The organism is Kribbella sp. NPDC051620, from assembly GCF_044453825.1.
Lineage (GTDB): Bacteria > Actinomycetota > Actinomycetes > Propionibacteriales > Kribbellaceae > Kribbella.
The window spans coordinates 137,473-160,631 of the sequence record NZ_JBITDB010000009.1 but is presented as its reverse complement, the minus strand read 5'-3'; the positions used below and the strand labels follow the sequence as shown (position 1 = coordinate 160,631).

Here is a 23,159-nt window from a genome sequence, read left to right as displayed (position 1 = left end):
CATTGACATCAACCGTGTCAGATACTTACGGTCTTGACCGTAAGTGCTTTTCCTACGTGGCGCGACTCCAGGGGGCAGACTAGTGAGTGTTGCATCGCAGCCCATCGGTCTGCCGGCCGCCGCGGCCGCCGGTTCGATCGCGCAGATCCGTACCCGAGTGGTGCGGGCTGCCTACCGGCGGCCGTTCCGGATCAGCAGCGGGGTCAGCAACGAGCTGGTCAGCCTGGTGGTGGAGGTCGAGACGACCGACGGTGTCATCGGCATCGGCGAGACGTCACCGATGACCGCGTACACCGGCGAGACGCTCGCAGGGGTTCGTACGGCGATCGAGGAGCACCTCGCGCCGGCCCTGGTCGGCCACGACCCGCTCGACCGGGCTGGTGCTCATCTGCTGATGGACGCCGCATTGCGCGGCCAGCATGTGGCCAAGTCGGGGCTGGACATCGCCCTGCACGACTTGGCTGGTGTGCTGAGCGGCTGGCCGGTGCATGCGCTGCTTGGCGGCAGCATCCGCTCCCGGGTGGAGACTGCCTGGGTCGTGGGGCTCGGCACGCTGGACGAGATGGCGGCGGAGGCTGCGCAGTACGCAGAGCGGGGGTTCCGGCATCTGAAGGTGAAGGGTGGGGAGGACCCCGCACGGGACCTCGAATTGGTACGGGCAGTCCTTGCTGTACTTCCACCGGGTGCGGAGCTGTGCCTGGATGCCAATGAGGGGTATGACGCGGCCACTGCGCTGCCGGTGCTTTCCAAGATGGCCGCTGCGGGGCTGGCGCTGGTGGAGCAGCCGCTGCCGCGGTGGGACCTGGCTGGGCTCGTGCGGCTCAGGGAGCGGCTTGACCTGCGGCTGATGGTCGACGAGAGCATGCAGTCGCTGCAAGACGCTCTGGAGATCGTCCGGCGGGGTGCTGCCGACGTACTGAACATCAAGATCCTCAAGGTGGGTGGGCTGCACCGTGCGTTGCAGATAGCTCATCTGGCCGAGGCGGCCGGGTTGGCTGTCAAGGTGGGGTCGATGCCGGAGCTGGGGGTGGCGACACTGGCCGCAGTACACCTGGCTGCGGCTGTGCCGGGTGCTACCGTCCCGGCTGACCTGGTCGGACCGCTGCTCGTGCGGGAGGAGCCGCTGGCCCCCAAGACCTTCAGGGACGTCAATGGTTGGGTGGAAGTGCCTACTCGGCCGGGACTGGGACATGACCTCTGATGCATGCACTGGTTGATCAACTCCGCGGCACGCTGCTGCCCGCTGTCGTCACACCGATGGGTTCCGACGGGGTGGTCGCGTACGACGCGCTGGCGGCCTATGCGTCGGCCATAGCGGCCGGGCCGATCGGTGGGGTGGCGGTGTGGGCTCATACCGGGCGAGGGCTCTACCTGAGTGAGGCGGACCGGGGGAAAGTCCTGGCGACTTGGCGGGCCGCTACTACGGCGCCGCTGGTCGCGGGGGTCGGTGTCCCCCGGAGTACCGGGGTTGTGGGAGTGCGGGAGGCGGAGGACGCCACGGTGGCGATGGCCATCACCGCAGCGGGCTTCGGGGCCGATGCGGTGATGGTCTATCCGCTTGCTGCGTATGGGGAGCTGGCTGATGGAGAGGCAGCGGCGGTACGGCTGCATCAGCGGGTTGCCGCCGAGAGTGGGCTGCCGCTGGTCGGCTTCTACCTGCATGGGGAGGCTGGTGGGTATCCGTACTCGCCTTCGCTGATCAAGGAGTTGCTGTCGCTTCCCGAGATGCTCGGGGTGAAGACGGCGACGCTCGACCGGGCCGTGGAGTGTCAGGACGCGATCTGGGCGGGGCGTAGTACCGGGAAGTTGTTGATCACGGGCGAGGACCGGATGTACGGGCCGTCGATGATGTGGGGCGCCGATACCGCGTTGGTGGGCATCGCTGCGGCACAGATGGAGCTTTCGGCCGCAGTACTGCGTGCGTGGACGGCCGGGGACTCGTCAGGCTTCTTGCTTGCGTCGGAGCGGCTTGACCGCTTCGCCGCTGCCACCTTCTACGCTCCCATCGAGGGCTATGTCCAGCGCATGCTGTGGGCCGCGGTCTGGGAAGGGCTCATCCCGGAGGAAGCCGCGCACGACCCCTACGGACCCGTGCTGCCGCGGTCGGAGCGCGACCTCGTCATCCATTGTCTGCAAGGCCTTTGAACAGTCGCAGCGCATTACCCGACAGCACCTGCGTCAACTCCTGCTCGGTGAAGCCCGCGTCCCGGATCACGCCGAGCGAGATGCACGGATCGATCAACGTCGAGTCCGTCCCGAAGAGGAACTGCTCCATCGGTACGCCGGCAGCGCGCGCGAACGCGATCCGGCCGGCGTCCGTCACCGTCCGGCAGTGTTCGAGATAGATCCGATCGCACTCGACCGCCGCCTTCGCCGCCTCCCGCCACGCGTCGCCGCCCGCATGCCCTGCGATCACCTTGAGATTCGGCCTGGTCTCCAGCATTCCCGGCAACAACGCGACATCCGCGCCCCAGGTGTGCAACAACAACGGCACCCCGACCTCATCCAGCATGTCGAACGCATCCGCCATCAACGGCGACCCGATCGGTACCCCTGGATAGGTCGTATGGATCTTCGCCCCTATGAAGCGCCCGGTGCTGAGGCAGTCCTTGAGATCCTGCGCACTGCGCTCCAGCCGGTTGGCGTTGACCACCGCATACCCGAACAGCCGCGGCTGCTCCTGGAGCACCTCAGCCAACTTCGCGTTGCCCGCCACCGCGTCGTACACAACAGCCTCTGCCGCCGACACGATCTGCAGCTCGATCCCGTACCGATCCATCAACTCGAGATTGAGCGCGACGTCCCCCACGTCCAGGTGAAACGGCCACGGCCCCCAGTGCCCATGCACATCGATGATCCGCATCTACTTCACCAACTCCCGAACGTTGCCCCCAGCAATCAACGCCCGATCCTGGCTGCTGATCCGCGCATACCTCAACCGCAACGTCTGCGGCGAAACATCCATGAACGGCGTCCGCGACCCGAACACCAGATGCCGCGCCCCCACGCTGCCCACCACCCGCTCGATCCCATCCGGACTCGACAACATCCGGGTAGTCGCCCTGAACCCCGCCTCCTCCTTGGCCATCAGAATGAAGTCGGCCAGCAGATACACATGAAGATCCAGGAAGATCACGTCCGCCCCACGCCCCGCCAGCACCGCCCCGAACTTCCGCGGATCCCCATCCTGCAAAATCACCATCCCCCGCGCGATCGCCTCCCCCACCACATACCGATACGCCGGAGTCTCCCCCTGCACCCCCTGCACCCCGGTAAACAACCGCAAAAACCGAACCCCACTCCCCACCAACAAATCCAACTGCTCCGCAGCCCCCACCGCGTCCCTCAGATCCACCGTCCCCACAGGAACCAACCGCACCCCCGACCCACCGGTTTCCCCGGCCGCCAACCCAGCCGCCCCATCCGACTGACCACTTGCATCGCCCGCCAGCCCACCAGCCCCACCCAGCTGGCGATCTTCATCAGCCGGCGAGGTCGCCGAAGGCGACGAGCCCGGCAAACCACCCACCTGCCCACTGCCTCCGAGCCCCACCCGCACCTCCCCCGACTGCGAGGTCGCCGAAGGCGACGAGCCCGAGGCAGCCGCCAGCCCAGCAGCAGCACCACCCAACCGTCCACCTTGCCCACCAGCGTTCGCCGACTGTCCACCTTGCCCACTGGCGTTGGCCGACTGTCCATCTCGTCCACCAGCCCCACCCGGCTGGCGATCTTCATCAGCCGGCGAGGTCGCCGAAGGCGACGAGCCCGGCAAACCACCCACCTGCCCACTGCCTCCGAGCCCCACCCGCACTTCCCCCGACTGCGAGGTCGCCGAAGGCGACGAGCCCGAGGCAGCCGCCAGCCCAGCAGCAGCACCACCCAACCGTCCGCCTTGCCCACCAGCGTTCGCCGACTGTCCACCTTGCCCACCGGCATTGGCCGACCGTCCACCTCGTCCACCGGCCCCATCCGCCTGGCCATCGTCATCAGCCGGCGAGGTCGCCGAAGGCGACGAGCTCGGCGGGTCGCCTGGTCGACGGCTGATCTCGATGGCCTCACGCACTTGATCCAGGTGCGAGGTCGCCGGAGGCGGCGAGCTCGGTGTCTGGCGGGTGGCGGCGAGGGTTTCGAGGTTGCCTGCTCGGTCGTCGAAGAGGGCGCCTCGGGTGGAGAGGGTCAGGGCGGTTTGGATGTGGTGGTGGGCCAGGTGCTTCTTGAGCCCGGCCAGGTCCATGTCGGTGGGGTGGCTGGGCCAGCGGCCGAAGAGGACGTCGACGTCGTACTGGATGTGTTCCTCGGGTGACCGGGTCAGCCAGTCAGCCATCGGGGTTCGCCTTCCGGATCGCGCGGGCGATGTCGTCCACGTCTGTCTCGGTATACGCCTCGTTCCACGGCAGGACAACCAGCGTCTGGTCGATCAGCCGTTCGGCATTCGGGCACAGGCCGGGCGGATACTCCCTGCCCTCCAACGGATAGCGAGAGGTTCCGTAGACCGGCCCGCTGAAGACCGGGTTCGCATAGAGGGTGCGGTCGAGGTAGCCGGCTGAGGCAGGTACGCCTTCAGCAATCAGCCCGTCCGCCCACACGTGGTTATCGCCCGCAACGATCAGCGGGAACAGCCAGAAGGCATGTCCTGCCAGCGAGGGCAACGCAACCCCAGCCAACGCGCCTCCGGCCGAGCCGCCTCCGCCCGGACGAGCAGCCCCGCCGAGCGCCGGCACCACAGACCCTCCAAGCGCCGACACCAATTGCTCGGCCGATTCCCGGCGGCGCTTCACCACGTCGGCGACTTTCGCCAGTTGAGCCCGCGCGACGGCGGCGACCAGCTCGGTCATTCGGTAGTTGAGACCGAGCATCAAGTGCACCCGCCCACCGGACCGATCCCACCCCTTGTCCATGAAGAGCCGCATTCGCGTCGCCACCTCCGAGGAAGCGGTGATCGCCAGCCCGCCATCGCCGGCGGTGATGTGCTTGTACTGCTGCAGGCTGAAACAAGCGATGTCCCCGAAGGTCCCCAGCAACTCACCACCGGCAGTCGTCCCCAGCCAGGCTTGCGCGCAGTCCTCGATCAGCATCAACCCATGACGGTCAGCGATCGACCGCAGCGCCACCACATCCGCGGCCGCACCGAACAGATGCACCACGATGATCGCCCGGGTCCGCGGCGTGATGGCCGCCTCCACCGCAGCCGGGTCCAGATTCCCCGTCACCGGGTCCACGTCCGCGAACACCGGTACGCCGTTCTGCGCGAGGATCGGCGCGACTGTCCCGAAGTCGGAGATCGGCGTCGTGATCACCTCGTCCCCCGGGTCGAACCCGACGGCCGCGACGGCGAGGTGCAACGCCGCAGTACCGGAGCTGCAGGCGACCGCTTCCCGCCCGTACAGCTCCGCCATCTCCGCTTCGAGCGCCCGCGCCTCGCCGCCGAAGGTGCTGCACAGCACAGCCGAGTCGAGCACCCTCAGCACCGCCGCACGCTCCTCCGCGCCGATCGTCCGGCCGGCCGGTTCGAGCACTCCGGGCAGCGGCGTACGGCGTACTGGGTCGTCGGTCATGAGTACCTCTCCCCAGTCGGCGATAATTTAGGCCCTGACCGAAAGGTAGGAGACGGTGTCAGACGGCGTCAAGTTGCCTCACATCGCGCAAGCAGTGCGCTATTGTGCCGATTTGAGGGCCGGACCTGAATCGAAATCGGCCTCCTGAGGAGCGCAGCGCAGTGATCAGCGTCGGGATCATCGGCCCGGAGGACCTGGTCCAGCGTGTCCTCGCCGTCGGTACCGCGAACCATCCGGCGACCCTGGTCCCGCTGCCGTACCGGCACGAAACCGAGGCCGTCCAGCTGGTCGAACAGGTCCACGAGCAGGTCGACGCGATCCTTTTCACCGGCGTCGTGCCGTTCACGATCGCCACCGAGGCCGGCGTCATCGACCGGCCCGCGATGTACGTCTCGTACGACGGCGCCACCCTGCTCCGTGCGCTCGTCGAGCTGCTGCGGCTCGGCCACGACGTCACCCGGCTGTCGATCGACACGCTGCGGCGCAGCGAAGTGTTCGAGACGCTGATCGAGGCGAAGCTGCCGACGGACGACATCCAGGTACTGCCGTACCGGGCCGGCCTCACCTCCAACGACATCGTCGCGTTCCACCGCAGCGCCCGCGACCAGCACGACACCAAGATCGCGATCAGCTGCCTCGGCTCGGCCTTCCACCTGCTGGAGAACGAGATGCCGTCCGTGCGGCTCGCGCCCTCGCGGTACTCGATCCAGTCGACCCTGCAGGCGCTCGTCCTCACCACCACGGGCCAGCACGTCGGCGACGCCCAGGTCGCGCTCGGCATCATCGAACTCGCCGAGCCCGACGAGGCGCTCGCGCGCGACCTCATCACCCTCGGCGGCAGCCTCGCGATCCTCCCCGACGGCCGGAACCTGGTAGTCACCACCCGCGGCCTCCTGGAGCAGGCAACCGAGCAATTCAGCCGTATGCCCCTACTGGACGCCCTGGCCGCCCGTCACGCCACCGCCCGAGTCGGCTTCGGCGTAGGCCGTACCGCCGCCGAAGCCGAAGCCCTGGCCCGCCGGGCAGTCAGCCGAGCCGCCTCCATGGGCCCCGTCGCCGGTGTCGTCTCCATGTCCGACGACGTGGAAATAGTCATCGAACCCTCCAGCGACCAGGACCAACCGGCCCCCGACCGCGCCCCAGAGTCCCTCCCGCTGTTAGCCCGCCGGGTAGGCCTCAACACCCAAACCCTCTCCCGCATGCGCGAACTAGTCGCCACCCTCCCCGACGGCCTCACCACCCAAGACGTAGCCGAACACCTGGCAGTCCAACTCCGCACCGCCCGCCGAGTCCTCAAACGCCTGGAACGAGCAGGCCTGGCCGACCCCATAGGCAGCCAACAACACGGCCGAACCGGCCGCCCACCCACCGTCTACCTAATCCGCCTCTAACTCGCTAGATCAGGCTTGATGACTGTTACGCCGGCTGGGGTGCCGTTGCTGAGGGCAGCTAGGGCGGCTGGTGTTTCGTCGAGGGTGATTGTTCGGGTGATGAGCTTGGCGGGCGTGAGGTTGCCGGTGGCGACTAGGGCGAGCATTTCGGGGTAGGCGTGGGCGGGCATGCCGTGGCTGCCCAGCCACTCGAGCTCCTGGCCGATCAACCGGCCAACATCGAGCTGTACGCCGCCCGGTAGCAGACCTACCTGGATGTGCCGCCCTCGCGGACGCAAGGCGGTCAATGCTGATTGGACGATGGCAGCGGACCCTAGGGCGTCCATCGTGACCTGCGCTCCGCCAGAGGTCAGCTCCAGTAGCTCCGGTACTACGTCATCCGACGACAGCACCACATCGGCCGCACCGTAGGAGCGGGCCAGCTCCAGAGCCGCAGGGTTGGTGTCGACGGCGATGACCCGAGCACCAAGGGCCGCCGCGATCATCACCGCGGACAGCCCCACCCCACCGCAGCCGAAGATCACCACGTCCTCCCCAGCTCCCACCCGCCCGACCTGCCGCACAGCCCGGAACGACGTAGCGAAGCGGCACCCCAACCCAGCGGCGGTACCGAAGTCCAGCGAATCCGGCAGCCGCACCAGATTGACCGCAGCAAATGGCAAAGCGACATACTCCGCAAACGAACCCCAGTAGTTGAAGCCCGGCTGCAGCTGCCGAAGACAGACCTGCTGATTGCCTGCCAGACACTGCTCGCACGACCCACAGGCGCAGATGAACGGCGACGTCACCCGATCCCCCACCGCCCAGCCGGAAACCCCGGAACCGACAGCGGCGATCGTCCCGGCCAGCTCATGCCCGGGCACATGCGGCAGCACGATGTCCGGGTCGTGCCCCTGCCACCCGTGCCAGTCACTCCGGCACAGCCCGGTCGCCTCGACCTTCAGCACCACCCCACCCGGCTCAGCGACAGGCGGCGCGACTTCCTCGACCACGGGCAGTACGCCGTACTGGCGGATCACAACAGCGCGCATGCCGGCCATCCTATCCACCCGGTTTGCATGATCATGCAGACCAATGCATACTTATTCTCATGTCCAAGGTCATCACGTCTCTGCCCGTCGGCGAACGGGTCGGCATCGCCTTCTCCGGAGGGCTCGACACCTCGGTCGCGGTCGCGTGGATGCGCGACAAGGGCGCGGTCCCCTGCACGTACACCGCCGACATCGGGCAGTACGACGAGCCCGACATCGACTCGGTCCCCGGTCGCGCCGGCGAGTACGGCGCCGAGATCGCCCGGCTGGTCGACTGCCGCGCCGCGCTCGTCGAGGAGGGGCTGGCCGCGCTGACCTGCGGCGCGTTCCACATCCGCACCGGCGGCCGGGCGTACTTCAACACCACCCCGCTCGGCCGGGCCGTGACCGGCACGCTGCTGGTCCGGGCGATGCTCGAGGACGACGTGCAGATCTGGGGCGACGGCTCGACGTACAAGGGCAACGACATCGAGCGGTTCTACCGGTACGGCCTGCTGACCAACCCGAAGCTGCGGATCTACAAGCCGTGGCTGGACGCCGCCTTCGTCACCGAGCTCGGCGGCCGCAAGGAGATGAGCGAGTGGCTGGTCGCCCACGACCTGCCGTACCGGGACAGCACCGAGAAGGCGTACTCGACCGACGCGAACATCTGGGGCGCGACCCACGAGGCGAAGACGCTCGAGCACCTGGACACCGGGATCGAGACGGTCGAGCCGATCATGGGCGTGAAGTTCTGGGACCCCGAGGTGGAGATCGCCACCGAGGACGTCACGATCGGCTTCGTCCAGGGCCGGCCGGTGACGATCAACGGCAAGGAGTTCGGCTCGGCGGTCGACCTGGTGCTGGAGGCCAACGCGATCGGCGGCCGGCACGGGCTCGGGATGTCCGACCAGATCGAGAACCGGATCATCGAGGCCAAGAGCCGGGGCATCTACGAGGCGCCCGGGATGGCCTTGCTGCACGCGGCGTACGAGCGGCTGGTGAACGCGATCCACAACGAGGACACGGTCGCGTCGTACCACAACGAGGGCCGCAAGCTCGGCCGGCTGATGTACGAGGGCCGCTGGCTCGACCCGCAGGCGCTGATGATCCGCGAGTCGCTGCAGCGCTGGGTCGGCTCGGCGATCACCGGTGAGGTCACGCTGCGGCTGCGGCGGGGCGAGGACTACTCGATCATCGACACCACCGGCCCGGCGTTCAGCTACCACCCGGACAAGCTGTCGATGGAGCGGACCGAGGACTCCGCCTTCGGCCCGGTCGACCGGATCGGCCAGCTGACCATGCGGAACCTGGACATCGCCGACTCCCGCGCCAAGCTCGAGCAGTACGCCGGCCTGGGCCTGATCGGCACCGCCCACGCCCAGCTGCTCGGCGCGGAGACCAACCAGCTCGGCGAGACCACCCTGATCGGCGAGATGACCACCGGCGGCGCCGACGCGATCGCCTCCCGCGGCGAGCCCAACCCCGACGACGCCCTGCTCGACAGCGCCGCGATGGAGTCCGGTACCGACTGACCGGCCCGACCTCCCTGTTTGGCATGCTGGCCGTCCCGTCTCCGCCCCGAGGGAGGGCCGCATGCCCGACAGCACCGTTGCCGGCAGCACCGTTGCCGACAGCAAGCACCGGCCGGCGAGCCGACGGACCGTCGCGGCGGTCGTCGTACTCGCGGCAGCCGCTGTTCTCGGCGTCCTGACGATCGTCTTCGACTGGGGCTGGCCGGTGTGGATCGCCACGCTGGCAGTCGGCGCGATCGCGCTGGTGGTCGCGTTCCTGCGGACCCGCCCGGTACTACGCAGCGCCGCGGTACTCACCGCCGTGGCCCTGGTCGTCACCGGGATACTCGTGGTCCGTATCCCGCCGATGACCCCGTCCGGCTGGAAGGTCGAGCCGGACGTCCGCCTGATCGCGGCCGACGAGAAGCTCGCCGTCACGCTGGACCAGCAGACCGGCGAGGTGCAAGGCCGCGCGATCGACGACGGCAACCAGCTGTGGAAGAACGGTTTCGGCGGCTCGGGCAGCACCGACTGGAAACAGCTCGGCACCGATGCCGTGCTGCTGTTCGACGACAGCGGCAGCTCTCAGCGCGACAACCGGGCGGCGGTCATCTCGATCGCCGACGGCAAGACCCGGTGGAGCCAGGACGTCGGCCGGCAGGAACCGTTCACAGCGAACGACACCGTGGTGGTGTTCACCGGCGACAAGACGACGACAGGAATCGACCTCGCGACCGGCAAGAAGCTGTGGACGCACGCCGGTGAAGCAACCGCGGGGTCAGGCGGGCAAGGCTCCTACCGCCCCAACCGCTGGGTGGCTCGGTCCGACTGGATCGCCGTGCGCAACGCCTCGGGGTCGGCGCCGACCGCGGTACTCGACGTGCGTACAGGTCAGGTAGCAACCGCGGTACGGGCGACCCGAAGCGACTTCGTCATCGCGGGCCAGACGTTCGTCGAGTTCACCTACGCCAAGGATGGCCACCGGCTCGCCAAGGGCACTCCCCTCGCGGGCGGTCAACCCTGGTCGACTCCGTTCGGACGGCTCAACGGGCTGGAGACACTGGATGTGGTCGACGGACGAGCGCGGGCGGTGTACGGCACCAAAACCGTCTTCCTCGACCCTGGGACCGGCACCCTGCGTGAGGTACCCCTCGATGGCCGATGGTCGGTGGCGCTTCAAAGCCGCGTCGACGGCCGGTACGTCGCGGTCGAGCAGCGCGACCGGGACCACCACGTCGTGGCTACTGCCATCGCCGACACGACCACCGGCAAGCTGGTGGACGTGCCCGGGCGCGGCGACCAGGTCGAAGCGTCGATCGAACAGTCCTCCGACGGTACGGCGATCGCGCACACCACCGTCGTCGACGCGGTGGGAGGCAAGAGCCAGCGCTACACCCTGATCAGCGACGGCGCCGAGCACGGCCAGGTCTCCACGACGCAGGGCCGGTTCGCGTCCGCCGGGGACGTCATCAAGGTGGGCGGGCGGATCACGACCTTCCCGCGCACCGGCTGACGTCACCCGGCGGTTCGTTCAGTTGAGGAAGCTCAGCCGCCGGCGACGGCCGGGATGATCGAGACCTGGCCGCCGTCCTTGATCGTGGTCTGCAGGCCCTCGGAGAAGCGGACGTCGTCGTTGTCGACGTAGATGTTGACGAAGCGGCGGAGTTCGCCGGACTCGTCGAGCACCCGGCCCTTGATCCCCGGGTACGACGTGTCGAGGGACTCGAGCACCTCGCTCAGAGTCGCCCCCTCGACGGAGACCTCGGAGGCACCCTTGGTGTAGGGGCGCAGGATGGTCGGGACACGGACGCTGACACTCACTGCAGACCCGCCTTCACGAAGGCGTCGTACGACGCGGGGATGGTGACCTTCGGGCCGACCCGGTCGGCCACGGCGTCGAGCGTCTTGAGCCCGTCGCCGGAGTTGATGATCACCGTCTCGGCGTCGGGATCGATCTGCCCGGTCTCGATCAGCTTCTTCAGCGTCGCGACCGTCACCCCGCCCGCGGTCTCGGTGAAGATGCCCTCGGTCCGGGCGAGCAGCTGGATGCCCTCGATGACCTCTTCGTCGCTGACGTCCTCGATCACCCCACCGGTCCGCCGGGCCACGTCGAGCACGTACGGTCCGTCGGCCGGGTTGCCGATCGCCAGCGACTTGGCGATGGTGTCCGGCTTGACCGGCTTCACCACGTCATGTCCGTCGCGGAACGCCTGCGCGACCGGCGAGCACCCGGTCGCCTGGGCGCCGTAGATCTTGTAGTCGGTCGCGTCGACCAGGCCCAGCTTGCCGAGCTCGGTGAAGCCCTTGTCGATCTTGGTCAGCTGCGAACCGGACGCGACCGGGATCACCACCTGCTGCGGGATCCGCCAGCCGAGCTGCTCGGCGATCTCGAAGGCCAGCGTCTTGGAGCCCTCGGAGTAGTACGGGCGGACGTTGACGTTCACGAACGCCCAGCCCTCCTCCTCACCGGCGATCTCGGAGGCCAGCTTGTTGACGTCGTCGTAGTTGCCCTCGACGGCCACCAGCGTGCCGCCGTACACGGCCGTGGTGATGATCTTGGGACGCTCGAGGTCCTGCGGGATGAACACGACCGAGCGGATCCCGGCCCGGGCGGCGGCCGCGGCGACGGCGTTGGCCAGGTTGCCGGTGGAGGGGCAGGCGAAGACCTTCATGCCCAGCTCGCGGGTGGCGCTCAGAGCGGAGGCGACGACCCGGTCCTTGAACGAGTGCGTCGGGTTGCCCGAGTCGTCCTTCACCCACAGCTTGCGCAGGCCGAGCTCGCGGGCCAGGTTGCCGGCGTCGATCAGCCGGGTGTAGCCGGGCTCGGTGTTCGGGAAGCTGGCCACGTCGACGGGGACGGGCAGCAGCGGCTGGTACCGCCAGATGTTCTTGGGTCCGGCTTCGATCTGCTCACGCGTGATGGTCGGGAACTCGTACCCGACCTCGAGCGGGCCGAAGCACTCCATACAGGCGTAGAACGGGCCGAGCTCGGATTTGGCGCCGCAGGCGCGGCAGCTCAGATGGGTTCCGTTGCCGAAGGCACCTTCACGGATGGTGTGGGTGGTGGCGGCGGTACTCAGGCTCATGACGGAGTTTTCCCTCCTCATCTTCCCCGCACCGGATCTCGGCACAGGACGGATTTGGCACCGTTCCGCCGCCGGAGTCTCGGATCGAGCCGCCGCACGGGGAGGGTTGCCGGGACTTCAACGGGCCGTTTCCCTCAGTCCCTCTGGATGAGCCCTGCCGAGATTACCCAATCGGGTCCATATTGTGTCTTCCGTTCCCACCATGCGAGACAGTCGATCTCATCGGCCACGGCGGCGGTCGAGCATCCGCATGAGTGGGGTGGCGGCGACCCCGTGGACGGCGACGCTCAGGACGACGGTGAAGCCGACGGTGGCCCACAGCCAGGGCAGGTCGGTGCCGAAGTCGGCGCCCGCGTAGGCCAGGTAGAACACCGACCCCACCCCTCGTACTCCGAACGCCGCCGTGACCCAGCGTTCGGACCGGCGCATCGGCGTACCGGCCAGAGCGAGCCAGGCGGTGAGCGGACGTAGTACCAGCACGAGGAGCAGGCCGATCGCTGCTCCTGCCAAGGTCAGGGGTTTGAGCAGGCCACCGGTGATCGCTACGCCGAGCAGCAGCAGGATCCCCCAGGTGAGGATGTGCTCCAGCTGCTCCATGAATCCGTGCAGTTCCTCATGGAAATCGTGGCTGCGCTCGGAGGCCCTGAGCGACAGGGCAGCGACGAAGACGGCGACGAATCCGTAGCCATGCAGTACTTGGGTGAGGCCGTAGACGCCGAGCGTCGTCGCCAGTGCCAGCACGGGTTCGCGCGAATCGGCCAGCCGGAAAGTGCGCGACGGCGCGGAGAAGGCCATCTTGCCGAGCAACCAGCCGGCGCCGGCTCCGATCGCGACACCGATCACGGTCTTGCCGATCAGGTCCCAGGCGAACCACTCCAGCGCCCAGTCGCCGACCGCTCCCTTCGTCGCCGCGAACACCGCGGCGTAGATGAACGGAAACGCCAGCCCGTCGTTGAGCCCAGCCTCCGAGGTGAGCGCGAACCGCACCTCGTCATCCTCCTCGGGCTCGGCCCCCTCCCCGGTCGTCGGCCCTTGCACCTGTACGTCCGACGCGAGCACCGGGTCGGTCGGAGCCAGTACCGCGCCCAGCAGCAAAGCCGTCGCCGGCGCCAACCCGACCAGCCATCCGACTCCGGCGACAGCCGCGATACAAGCAGGCATCGCCACCAGCAGCAGCCGCCACGTCACCGCCCACCGCTTCCACCCGATCGGCCGATCGATCGCCAGCCCCACACCCATCAGCGCGATCAGGATGGTCAATTCGGCCAGATGCTCGGTCAGCCCCGACTCACTGATCGGACTGACCCGCCCTCGCTCCACGAACAGCCCCAGCAACAACCCAGCCGCCACAAACGCCATCGGCGCCGAAATCGCATACCGCCGCAACAACCGAGGCAGCACAGCCCCCACCAGCAAAGCCACGCCCGCCACCAGGTACAACCCGTCCCCGTCAATCTCCATATCCCACCCCCAGTGCCCAACCCCAGCCGGTGGAACCGCCGCTCGGTGGGTGCTGGTGCTGGGCGGGTTCTAGCGGAGGCGGTGGGTGGCGCCGGGGGTGTGGGTGGGGAGGGATTTGCGGGGGCCGTAGCGGGGGTGGTGGTGGCCGGCCAGGCTGAGGAGGGCTTGGACTCGGTAGCGGTGGCCTCGGTAGGGCTCGATCAGTTCGGCGCAGCCGTCGTCGTCGAGTTCCTCGCCGGTGAGGGCGTAGGAGACGTCGCGCGAGACGTGGTAGTCGGCGAAGGAGAAGGCGTCGGCGTCTCCGTGGGCGCGTTGCCGCACCTCGGCGGCGGTCCAGACTCCCACCCCGGGCAACGACCTGAGCCGTCGCTCGACCTCAGCCCCGTCGGTCAACTCCAGCGTCCGCTCCAACGCGGCTGCCCGCGTCGCCGCCGTGATCACCACCCGGGACCGGCGCCCCTCCACTCCGGCACGCAACCACTGCCAGGACGGAATCATCCGCCACTCCTCCGGCGACGGCGGCACCATCATCTTCCGCCCGTCCGGCGACCCCGGCCCCGGCGCCGGCTCCCCGTACTCCCGCAGCAACATCCGCCATCCGGCGAACGCCTCCTTGCCCGTCACCACCTGCTCGATCCCAGCCGCCGCCATCGCCTCGAACACAGCCCGCGTCCGCGGCACCCGAAAGTCCGCAAACCGCCGCGCCGCCTCCACCAGCGCCGGATGCTCCGCCAACGGCTCGAACCCTTCCCAGCTATCGGCCTCCCCCAACAGCTCAGGCACCCCATCCAACGCCCACGAGGCCCCCGCCCCCCACGCCTCAGCCTCGACCTCGCCCACCCCGGAGTACGGCGTAAGCCTGATCAACACCGCCCCCTCCGGCGTCCGGGTGGCCCGCCAAACGGTCCGCCGCCCAGCCTCGAACACATAAGCAGGATCCCCCGGCCCCTTCCGCAACCCCCCAATCACCACATGCGGATCCACCACCCGCCCAGCCCGCCACCGCCGCACCACCGAAGTCACCCGCCAAGTCTTACTCACCCCACCGACAACACCCGATCCGACCGGATGTCCTAAGAATTAGGACATCGGGACATCCGGGTGGGGTGAGCTGATACTGAGGGTGGAGGTGGGGCGATGTCTGGGTGGCAGGTGTTGAAGTTGGTGTGGAACACGGTGAACTTGTCGTCGATCGCCGGGGTGGTCGTGGGGGTGATCGGGCGGGCGCAGTTCAGTCGGGGGCCTCGGGGATTGTTCTATGCGACCGGGTACAAGCTGCGGTTTCCGGTGGCCGGTGCGTTCACGATCGGCAATGTGATTCTGACCAAGCATGATCGGGCGTACTTCGATGCGCGGCCGGTCCTGGTCAGGCATGAGGAGCGGCACTCGTGGCAGTACTTCTGCCTGTTCGGGCTGCCGATGCTGCCGCTGTACCTGCTAGGCGTCGCCTGGTCCTTCCTGCGAACCGGCTGCCCAGCCTCCCGCAACCCCTTCGAACGCCTGGCCAGCCTCAAAGACGGCAACTACGACGAGAAGCCACTCAAACCCCTCAGCCAAATTCTGAGCCAGACCTTCCGGCGGAGCTAGCGGTTGGTGATGGCGTCCGATAGGGCTGTCAGGACTGTTACTACGCCGTAGGGGTCGTCTACGACTATGTCGGCGGCGTCGGTGAGGGCGGTGGCGCCGGAGGAGCGGGCGGCTACGAGGACGCAGTGGAGGCCGGTGGCTCGGAGGGTGTTGAGGGCTTCGAAGGCTGCCAGGTCGCCGAGGTCGTCGCCGGCGTAGAGGACTGAGCGGGCGGCGGTGGACTCGATCAAGCGGCGGAGGGCTACGCCCTTGTCGATGCCGGGGGGTCGGAGTTCCAGGACCAGGTTGCCGGGCTCGAGGCGGAGGTCTACTGACTCGGCTAGGTCGGTCAGGGGCTGGCGTAGGGCTTCCAGGGCAGGCAAGGGCTCCGCTAGGCGGCGGGTGTGGACAGCTAGTGAGCTCCCCTTGTCTTCCACGAAGGCATCCGGGTAGCCGACGCTGGCCAGGAGCGCAGGGAGCTTCCCCCGGGCTATCTCGACACCAGGCGGCACCGGGTCGCTGGTGACGGCACCAGTGGACGCCTCCCACCGCTCAAGCCCGTAGTGACCCAGTACTACGAGACGCCCCAACCCCGGATGCCCAGTAACCCCAGACAGCTCCGTGGCAACCAACGCCGGCCGCCCGGTCACGATGGCCACCTGCCCGACCGACCGAGCCAGCCGGGCCAGCGCGTCGAGCGCGCCATCAGCTGCCCGCGACATCGACGGGTCCTCCACCAACGGCGACAGCGTGCCGTCGAAGTCCGAGGCGATGACCGCCCCGGCCGGATCCGCGACGATCGCCTCCCAGCCCTCCCGCCCGGCTGCAGTCGCCAGTACGGGAGTACTCATCCCGCGTAGTCCGTGGTGAGGATGACGGTGAGCCGGTCCTTCTTCATGTTGTCCAGGGCGTCCTTGGTCCGGCCGATGCCGAGATCCCGGGCCAGCTGGTTCGCCTCGGCCTGCATACCGGCCGGGAAGTACACCGTGCTGGCGACGATCTTGCCGTGCCAGTTGTCCTTGCCGGTGACGATCCAGCCGGCCTGCCGGGCCCGGACCGAGACGTCCTCGGCCAGGCCCTTGCGCGGGGTGTTGTTGTAGATCTCGACGGCCGGCCGCTCGGTCACTGGGATCGATGCCGGAGCGCTCGGCGGTACCGAGACCGGCTGCGAAACAGGAGCCGAGGGCGGCTCCGAGGGGGGCGCCGAGGACGGTGGTACCGAAGGCGGCTCGGACGAGACCGGCGCAGACGGCGGCTTGGACGACGAGGGCGAAGACGGCTTGGGGGTGGTCTTCGGCGCGGTCTTGTCCGCGGCGGGTTTGCCGGAGTCGGCCACCGAGTTGTTGCCCCGGGTGCCGAACAGCACCAGCAGTCCGCCGACGATCGCGACGACGGCGAGCACGGCGACCAGAGACGAGAGGACCTGGCCCTTTTCGTCCTGCGAGCGGCGGTTCAAGCTCAGACCTCGATACCCAGCCGCCGGGCTGATCGGGCCCGTTGGCGAGCGGCCCGCAGCCGGCGCAGGCGCTTGACCAGCAGCGGGTCGTGCGCGAGGGCCTCGGGCCGGTCGATCAGGGCGTTGAGCACCTGGTAGTACCGGGTCGCCGACATCTGGAACTGGTCGCGGATCGCCTGCTCCTTGGCACCGGCGTACTTCCACCAGTGCCGCTCGAAGCCGAGGATGGCACCGTCCCGGTCGGACAACCCAGCGACGGCCGGCAGGCCCGCCTCGGCGGGGCCGGAGGTGCTGGCGTTGGCGCTGTCCATCTGCTGGTGACTCCCGTGCGGTCGGTGATCGTCCGTCCGCGCTCCACCCTACGCGGAGAACGACAGGCATGTCATTCACCGCGTCACACACGGAGTGTGTGTCGCGGCAGCTTGTCGAGTGTGGGGCGGGCAGGTTGTCCAGGGCGCACCCAGGCGGACGGCCGGGCGGGTTCAACTCTGGCAGGATCGACGGTGTGAGCTCAACTCGACAGGCCCCCGGCGACGTGTCGCCCGGTCCGCGAACCGCCGTCGCGACGGTCGAGGAGCTGCAGAACCGGTACTCCGAGCTGAACCCCCTCGTGAACGCCGTCTGCACCCCCAACCCAGCCGCTCTGACCGAAGCCGTCCGACTGGACACCGAGCGTGACGACGGCCGGATCCGTGGACCGCTCCACGGCCTCCCCGTGCTGGTCAAGGACAACATCGACACCGCCGACCTCCCCACCACAGCGGGCTCACTGGCGCTGGCCGACCAGCCACCTCCCCCGCACGACGCCCCGCTGGTCCGCCGTCTGCGGGAGGCCGGCTGCATCATCCTGGGCAAGACCAACCTCAGCGAGTGGGCCAACTTCCGGGGGGCAGCCTCCTCATCCGGCTGGAGCGCGTACGGCGGTCTGACCCGCAACCCGTATGCCCTCAACCGCTCGGCCGGCGGCTCGTCGAGCGGCTCCGGCGCGGCAGTGGCCGCCGGACTGGCCGACCTTGCGATCGGTACCGAGACCAACGGCTCGATCGTCTGCCCGGCCGCCCTCAACGGGATCGTCGGGCTCAAGCCGACCGTCGGGCTGATCCCGCAGCAGGGCATCGTCCCGCTCAGCCACTCGCAGGACACGGCCGGCCCGATGACCAGGACGGTCCGTCAGGCCGCCGCGCTGCTGACCGTGATGACCGGCGGCGGCATCGACTACGAGGCGAGCTGCGCATCGGACGACCTCACCGGCGTTCGCATCGGAGTACCGCGTGGGCCTTTGTGGGGGTACTCGAACAGCCTCGACCAGATCACCGAACAGGCGCTGACCCTGCTGTCAGCAGCCGGCGCGACGATCATCGACCGGCTGTCGCTGCCGTCGCCGGGCAGTGAGGAGGACCAGCTCGCGATCCTCTCGTACGAGATGAAAGTCGACCTCGCCGCGTACCTCGCCACTCGTCACCCGGGCGGCCCACGCACCCTCGCCGACATCATCGCCTTCAACAAGGAGAACGCCGGCACCGAGCTCCGGTACTTCGGCCAAGAACTGTTCGAGCGCTCCGAGCAGACCGACGGCCTCGACTCGGCCATCTACGTGGCCGCCCGGTTGTCCGGGCTGCGGGCCGGTCGCGACAGCATCGACAACCTGCTGCGCGACAACCAGCTCGACGCGATGGTCACCCCGTCGTACTCACCGGCCTGGGCGATCGACCTGATCAACGGCGATCACGTGCTCGGCAGCTCGTCGTCCCATGCGGCGCTGGCGGGATACCCGCTGCTCGCGGTGCCGTCCGGCGTGGTCGAAGGCCTGCCGGTCGGGATCACCTTCCACGGCACCGGCCGCAGTGACGCCACCCTCATTCGCTTGGCGCACGCGTTCGAAACCGCGAGAATCAAGGCTCACGGCCCGTTCCCGACCCCGGAGTTCAGACAATGGGTGTAGCAGATCGAGTCCGCTGGGGAATTGTTGCTACTGGCAATATCTCCACGTCGTTCACCAAGGACCTCGCCGTTCTGCGCGACGAGGCGGTGGTGACCGCCGTGTCCTCCCGGTCGCTGGAGAACGCGAACAAGTTCGCCGACGAGTTCGGCATCGAGCACCGGTACGACGACTGGCGCCGGCTGATCGACGACGGCCGCGTGGAGGTCCTCTACATCGGTACTCCGCACCCGCAGCACTACGCGATCGCCCGGGCCGCCCTGCAGGCCAAGATCGCCGTACTGTGCGAGAAGCCGGTCACGCTGACCGCGAAGCAGGCCCGCGACCTGATCGCCGTCGCGGCCGAGCACAACACCCTCTTCGCCGAAGCGATGTGGATGCGCACCAACCCTGTCGTCCAGGCCTTCTTCGAGGACCTGGCGAAGGGCACCATCGGCGAACCGATGGAGGCGCTCGCGGATTTCGGCTTCCACAAGCCACAGCTGCCGGCCCGGCTACTCGACCCGGAGCAGGGTGGCGGCTCGTTGATGGACGGCGGCATCTACCCGATGACCTTCGTCTACATGGCGCTGGGCAGGCCCGCCGAGGTCAAGGCCGTCGGCTCGCTCAACGAAGACGGCATCGACCTCAACGTCGCCATGGCCTGGCGCTACGACTCAGGCGCCGTCGCTGCCCTGACCTGCGGACTCCGTTCACAGAACCCGTGGACAGCCTCGGTCAGCGGCCCCGAAGGCAGCCTGCTGCTGCCGAGCCGCTTCCATCACCCGCCGTACTACGTCCGCAGCACCGCGGCGGGCGAGGAGCGGATCGAAGTACCGGCGCATGGCCTTGGGTACCACTACGAAGCAGCCGAAGTGATGCGTGCGTTGCGTGCCGGGCAGATCGAGTGCCCGGCCCTTCCGCATGCCGCGACGATCGAGATGCTCGAGCTGCTGGACGAGACACGTAGACAGATCGGGGTCAGCTACCCCGGCGACGACGAATACCTGGGTGGATAACAACACATGCCGAGCGGACGCAGTTCCTTCGTAGTGGTGGCCAACCGGCTCCCTGTCGACCGGACCGAGATGCCCGACGGTACGACGGCCTGGCGGCGCAGCCCCGGCGGACTGGTGACCGCGCTGGCCCCGGTGATGCAGCGCCACCACGGCGCCTGGATCGGCTGGACCGGTGGCGCCGACGAGAAGCTGGACCCGTTCGACGAGGGCGGCATGCATCTGGTCCCGGTGACCCTGTCGGCCGAGGACATCCAGCTGTACTACGAAGGCTTCTCCAACGCGACGCTCTGGCCGCTCTACCACGACGTGATCGTGGCGCCCGAGTTCCATCGGGAGTGGTGGGAGTCGTACGTCGCGGTCAACCGCCGGTTCGCCGAGGCGGCCGCGGAGGCAGCCGACGACAACGCGGTGGTCTGGGTGCACGACTACCAACTGCAGCTGGTACCGGCGATGCTGCGCCGGTTGCGTCCCGACGTACGGATCGGCTTCTTCCTGCACATCCCGTTCCCGCCGACCGAGCTGTTCGCGCAGATGCCGTGGCGGCGGCAGATCCTCGACGGGCTGATGGGTGCCGACCTGGTCGGTTTCCAGCGGCCGGGGGCGGCCTCGAACTTCGCCCGGCTCGCGCGCAACCGGATGGGGCTGCGCACGCGTGGCGACCGGATTCACCTGCCGGACGATCGCGTCGTCCGGGCCAAGGCGTTCCCCATCTCGATCGACGTCGGTGAGCTGGAGCAGCTCGCCCGGCAGCCGGAGACCATCGCGCGCGCCGCGGAGATGCGCCAGGAGGTCGGCAACCCGGCGCACATCCTGCTCGGCGTCGACCGGCTCGACTACACGAAGGGCATCCGGCAGCGGCTGCGGGCGTTCGGCGAGCTGCTCGACGAGGGCCGGGTCTCGGTCGACGACGCGGTCTTCATCCAGGTGGCGACGCCGTCACGCGAGCGGGTCGAGCAGTACCGCGTACTACGGGACGAGATCGAACTGCTCGTCGGCCGGATCAACGGCGAGCACGGCCGGATCGGGACGCCCGCGATCAACTACCTGCACACGTCGTACTCGCGCACCGAGATGGCAGCCCTCTTCCGCGCCGCCGACGTCGCCGTCGTCACGCCGTTGCGGGACGGGATGAACCTGGTCGCGAAGGAGTACGTCGCCTGCCGGTACGACGACACGGGCGCGCTCGTGCTGAGCGAGTTCGCCGGTGCCGCTGACGAGTTCCGCCAGGCGTTCCTGGTCAACCCGCACGACATCAACGGCATGAAGGACACCATCGTCGACGCCATGAACACCGACGACCGCCAACTCGGCCGCCGAATGAAGGCGATGCGCAAACACCTGGCCGCCCACGACGTCAACGTCTGGGCCGCGTCCTTCCTCAAGGCCCTGCATGCAGAGGACTGACGGCCGGATCCTCGCCCTCGATCTGGGTACTTCGTCCGCGCGCGCGTTGGTGCTGTCGGCTGACGCGGTGCCGGTGCCTGGAGCGTTGGCCCGGCACAAGATCGGCGCGCTCTATGGGCCTCTTGGCGAGGCGACTCTCGAGCTGCACGACTACATCGAGGGGCTGCTCGGGTGTCTTGACGAGTTGCAGCAGAACGGGCATCTGGTCGGCATCACCGACATCGTGCTGTCTTCGCAGTGGCACTCGATCGTTGCCCTGGACAACAACGGCGTGGCACTCACACCGGTGATCCCGTGGGTCGACACCCGCTCCGTCGACCTCGCACTGGACCCGGCCTTCGACGAGCGCGCCTTCCACGCTCGCACCGGCGCGTGGCTGCACCGGCTCTACTGGACCCGCCGCATCCCGTGGCTCCGGTCGATCACCTCATCGGCCGGTTACGCCGGCCTCCCCGACCTGGTCCTCGAGCGCCTCACCGGCGAGCGCGTCACCTCGGTATCGGTGGCCTCGGGCACCGGCACGCTCAACCTCTCCACCGGCAGCTATGACGACGAAGCACTGGCCATCGCGGGCGTGAAGGCCGACCAGCTCCCGCCGATCGTGCCTACGGGGTGGACCGGCGCGCTCTCCGGTGTGTACGCCAGACGGTGGCCGGGGCTGGTCGGAGTACCGATTCACCCGCCGACCGGCGACGGCGCGGCCTCCAACGTCGGCACCGGCGCGTTCGACGCCACGACAGCAGCAGTGACGGTCGGTACGTCGGCAGCGGTGCGCGTCGTGCACCCGATCGAGGACGCACCCGAGCTGCCGTGGGAACTGTGGCGGTACCGCGTCGACGATCAGCGCGCGGTGACCGGGATGGCCTTTTCAGCCGCGGGGAATCTGCATGCCTGGCTCACCGGCGTACTGAATCTCGAAGCCCCCGAGCCCACCGGCGTGGAGATCGGCTCGTCCCGCGTGATCGCGATCCCGTTCCACGCCGGCACCCGGCCGCCCGACACCGTCCCCAGTGGTTCCGGCGTGTACTTCGGTCTGTCGTTCGACGACTCCGCCGCCGACCTGCTCGCCGCCTCCCTCCAGGGCGCCTCGCTCGAGATCGACCGCGGCCTGCGGATGCTCGACCAGCTTTTCGGCCGGCCGCTCGAGGTCGTCCTCGGTGGTGGCGGCATCGACGCGTCCGCGTGGTGGCGGCGCTGCCTGACCGCGACCTTCGACCGCCCCACCGACGTCTGCGCCGAACCCGAGGTCGGCGCCCGCGGCGCGGCCGCGGTCGCCCTCGGCCTGTCCCCAGCACCTGGCGGTGAACACCTGGAGCCGGACGCAGCCGAGGTCGAGCGGGTGAAAACCCTGCGCCCCCGGTACGAATCTCTCCGGGCTCTCGCCGTTCAGGCCACCACCGGCTGGGAGGCCGGCGCTCGATGACCGATGTCGACCGACTGCTCGGGATGGACGCCGTCGAGCTGGCCGGCGTGACATTCATGGTGATCTTCGACGGCGCCCGGCTCGGCCAGGAAGTGCCGTTCGGCAAACTGCGCAAATGCCTCACCGTGGAGTTCGGCAAGGCGACCTTCGCCGACGGTGGCAGTTTCGCCCTCGATGCGGTCGAACTGGAGATCGCGCTGATCTACGGCCAGGCCAGGGTCGCGGCCCGTCGCTCCAGCGGCCCGCTGGTACTCCTCCCTCGCGGCCTCCAGCTACTAGCCGCCCCCGACCCGGTCGCCGCTCTGCGCGAGTACCTCTGACCATTGCAGCTTGCTGCAGTCGCGTGACCCCCCCAG

General features: G+C 68.6%; 22 protein-coding genes and 1 riboswitch. Of the genes, 11 read left to right on the top strand and 11 right to left on the bottom strand.

Translation table 11 applies throughout. The features are described from left to right. Positions 1 to 82 precede the first annotated feature (82 nt). Complete coding sequence (locus ACIA12_RS37390; protein WP_396372119.1) at positions 83 to 1,201, top strand: mandelate racemase/muconate lactonizing enzyme family protein; 1,119 nt, start codon at positions 83 to 85, stop codon at positions 1,199 to 1,201. Continuing rightward, positions 1,201 to 2,145: a dihydrodipicolinate synthase family protein gene (locus ACIA12_RS37385; protein WP_396372117.1), complete on the top strand. Its 945-nt coding sequence runs from the start codon at positions 1,201 to 1,203 to the stop codon at positions 2,143 to 2,145. The genes ACIA12_RS37390 and ACIA12_RS37385 overlap by 1 nt, the downstream gene beginning before the upstream one ends. On the opposite strand, the gene ACIA12_RS37380 is transcribed toward ACIA12_RS37385, so the two are convergent. The 3 genes from ACIA12_RS37380 to ACIA12_RS37370 are packed head-to-tail and all read right to left on the bottom strand — an operon-like array spanning position 2,120 to position 5,555. Beyond that, complete coding sequence (locus tag ACIA12_RS37380) at positions 2,120 to 2,863, bottom strand: amidohydrolase family protein (RefSeq protein WP_396372116.1); 744 nt, start codon at positions 2,861 to 2,863, stop codon at positions 2,120 to 2,122. The genes ACIA12_RS37385 and ACIA12_RS37380 overlap by 26 nt on opposite strands. Beyond that, complete coding sequence (locus tag ACIA12_RS37375; RefSeq protein ID WP_396372115.1) at positions 2,864 to 4,324, bottom strand: hypothetical protein; 1,461 nt, start codon at positions 4,322 to 4,324, stop codon at positions 2,864 to 2,866. It lies immediately after the preceding gene. Further along, positions 4,317 to 5,555 (bottom strand): DegT/DnrJ/EryC1/StrS family aminotransferase, encoded by a 1,239-nt coding sequence (locus tag ACIA12_RS37370; protein WP_396372113.1) that lies wholly within the window; start codon positions 5,553 to 5,555, stop codon positions 4,317 to 4,319. Before ACIA12_RS37370 ends, ACIA12_RS37375 begins: the two co-directional genes overlap by 8 nt. 161 nt (positions 5,556 to 5,716) lie before the next feature. Between ACIA12_RS37370 and ACIA12_RS37365 the strand changes: the two genes are divergently transcribed. Continuing rightward, entirely contained in the window at positions 5,717 to 6,946 is a 1,230-nt protein-coding gene (locus ACIA12_RS37365; protein WP_396372112.1) for a helix-turn-helix domain-containing protein, read from the top strand. Here the strand turns inward: ACIA12_RS37365 and ACIA12_RS37360 are convergent. After that, the gene (locus ACIA12_RS37360) at positions 6,943 to 7,977 is read right to left on the bottom strand and encodes a zinc-dependent alcohol dehydrogenase family protein (protein ID WP_396372110.1); all 1,035 of its coding nucleotides are present in this window, start codon (positions 7,975 to 7,977) and stop codon (positions 6,943 to 6,945) included. The genes ACIA12_RS37365 and ACIA12_RS37360 overlap by 4 nt on opposite strands. 59 nt (positions 7,978 to 8,036) lie before the next feature. Here ACIA12_RS37360 and argG point away from each other — a divergent pair, with 59 nt between their 5' ends. Both argG and ACIA12_RS37350 read left to right on the top strand, forming a co-directional pair. Beyond that, entirely contained in the window at positions 8,037 to 9,491 is a 1,455-nt protein-coding gene (gene argG / locus ACIA12_RS37355) for an argininosuccinate synthase (protein WP_396372109.1), read from the top strand. A gap of 61 nt (positions 9,492 to 9,552) precedes the next feature. Beyond that, the gene (locus ACIA12_RS37350) at positions 9,553 to 10,983 is read left to right on the top strand and encodes a PQQ-binding-like beta-propeller repeat protein (protein ID WP_396372108.1); all 1,431 of its coding nucleotides are present in this window, start codon (positions 9,553 to 9,555) and stop codon (positions 10,981 to 10,983) included. A gap of 32 nt (positions 10,984 to 11,015) precedes the next feature. Here ACIA12_RS37350 and ACIA12_RS37345 read toward each other — a convergent pair whose 3' ends face one another. From ACIA12_RS37345 to ACIA12_RS37330, 4 genes are all read right to left on the bottom strand, one after another. After that, positions 11,016 to 11,291, bottom strand: a complete 276-nt coding sequence (locus ACIA12_RS37345; RefSeq protein ID WP_396372106.1) for a ubiquitin-like small modifier protein 1 — start codon at positions 11,289 to 11,291, stop codon at positions 11,016 to 11,018. Continuing rightward, positions 11,288 to 12,556 (bottom strand): threonine synthase, encoded by a 1,269-nt coding sequence (gene thrC / locus ACIA12_RS37340; protein ID WP_396372105.1) that lies wholly within the window; start codon positions 12,554 to 12,556, stop codon positions 11,288 to 11,290. Before thrC ends, ACIA12_RS37345 begins: the two co-directional genes overlap by 4 nt. 14 nt (positions 12,557 to 12,570) lie before the next feature. After that, a riboswitch (SAM riboswitch) is annotated at positions 12,571 to 12,710 on the bottom strand. Between the two features lie 65 nt (positions 12,711 to 12,775). Beyond that, positions 12,776 to 14,017 carry a cation:proton antiporter gene (locus ACIA12_RS37335; RefSeq protein ID WP_396372103.1) on the bottom strand — a complete coding sequence of 414 codons (1,242 nt, stop codon included), beginning with the start codon at positions 14,015 to 14,017 and terminating at the stop codon, positions 12,776 to 12,778. A 69-nt stretch (positions 14,018 to 14,086) separates the two neighbouring features. Continuing rightward, on the bottom strand, positions 14,087 to 15,040 hold the full coding sequence (locus tag ACIA12_RS37330; protein WP_396372101.1) for a DNA-3-methyladenine glycosylase family protein: 954 nt from the start codon (positions 15,038 to 15,040) through the stop codon (positions 14,087 to 14,089). Positions 15,041 to 15,154: 114 nt separating this feature from the next. Between ACIA12_RS37330 and ACIA12_RS37325 the strand changes: the two genes are divergently transcribed. Continuing rightward, entirely contained in the window at positions 15,155 to 15,604 is a 450-nt protein-coding gene (locus ACIA12_RS37325) for a hypothetical protein (protein WP_396372100.1), read from the top strand. Here the strand turns inward: ACIA12_RS37325 and otsB are convergent. The 3 genes from otsB to ACIA12_RS37310 are packed head-to-tail and all read right to left on the bottom strand — an operon-like array spanning position 15,601 to position 17,350. Further along, positions 15,601 to 16,434, bottom strand: coding sequence for a trehalose-phosphatase (gene otsB / locus ACIA12_RS37320; protein WP_396372098.1), 834 nt, complete (start codon positions 16,432 to 16,434; stop codon positions 15,601 to 15,603). The two genes, ACIA12_RS37325 and otsB, sit on opposite strands and share 4 nt — an antisense overlap. Next, positions 16,431 to 17,039 carry a LytR C-terminal domain-containing protein gene (locus ACIA12_RS37315; RefSeq protein WP_396372097.1) on the bottom strand — a complete coding sequence of 203 codons (609 nt, stop codon included), beginning with the start codon at positions 17,037 to 17,039 and terminating at the stop codon, positions 16,431 to 16,433. The genes otsB and ACIA12_RS37315 overlap by 4 nt, the downstream gene beginning before the upstream one ends. Positions 17,040 to 17,041: 2 nt before the next feature. Continuing rightward, on the bottom strand, positions 17,042 to 17,350 hold the full coding sequence (locus ACIA12_RS37310) for a DUF3263 domain-containing protein (protein ID WP_328334142.1): 309 nt from the start codon (positions 17,348 to 17,350) through the stop codon (positions 17,042 to 17,044). Between the two features lie 194 nt (positions 17,351 to 17,544). Between ACIA12_RS37310 and ACIA12_RS37305 the strand changes: the two genes are divergently transcribed. From ACIA12_RS37305 to ACIA12_RS37285, 5 genes are read left to right on the top strand one after another with little or no spacing between them, the layout of a single operon-like run. Then, positions 17,545 to 18,981 carry an amidase gene (locus ACIA12_RS37305; RefSeq protein ID WP_396372095.1) on the top strand — a complete coding sequence of 479 codons (1,437 nt, stop codon included), beginning with the start codon at positions 17,545 to 17,547 and terminating at the stop codon, positions 18,979 to 18,981. Next, the gene (locus tag ACIA12_RS37300; RefSeq protein ID WP_396372094.1) at positions 18,972 to 19,976 is read left to right on the top strand and encodes a Gfo/Idh/MocA family protein; all 1,005 of its coding nucleotides are present in this window, start codon (positions 18,972 to 18,974) and stop codon (positions 19,974 to 19,976) included. The genes ACIA12_RS37305 and ACIA12_RS37300 overlap by 10 nt, the downstream gene beginning before the upstream one ends. A 6-nt stretch (positions 19,977 to 19,982) precedes the next feature. Continuing rightward, on the top strand, positions 19,983 to 21,380 hold the full coding sequence (locus tag ACIA12_RS37295; RefSeq protein ID WP_396372092.1) for a trehalose-6-phosphate synthase: 1,398 nt from the start codon (positions 19,983 to 19,985) through the stop codon (positions 21,378 to 21,380). Further along, on the top strand, positions 21,367 to 22,803 hold the full coding sequence (locus tag ACIA12_RS37290; RefSeq protein ID WP_396372090.1) for an FGGY family carbohydrate kinase: 1,437 nt from the start codon (positions 21,367 to 21,369) through the stop codon (positions 22,801 to 22,803). The genes ACIA12_RS37295 and ACIA12_RS37290 overlap by 14 nt, the downstream gene beginning before the upstream one ends. Beyond that, positions 22,800 to 23,123, top strand: coding sequence for a hypothetical protein (locus tag ACIA12_RS37285; RefSeq protein WP_396372088.1), 324 nt, complete (start codon positions 22,800 to 22,802; stop codon positions 23,121 to 23,123). Before ACIA12_RS37290 ends, ACIA12_RS37285 begins: the two co-directional genes overlap by 4 nt. The last annotated feature ends 36 nt before the right edge of the window (positions 23,124 to 23,159 follow it).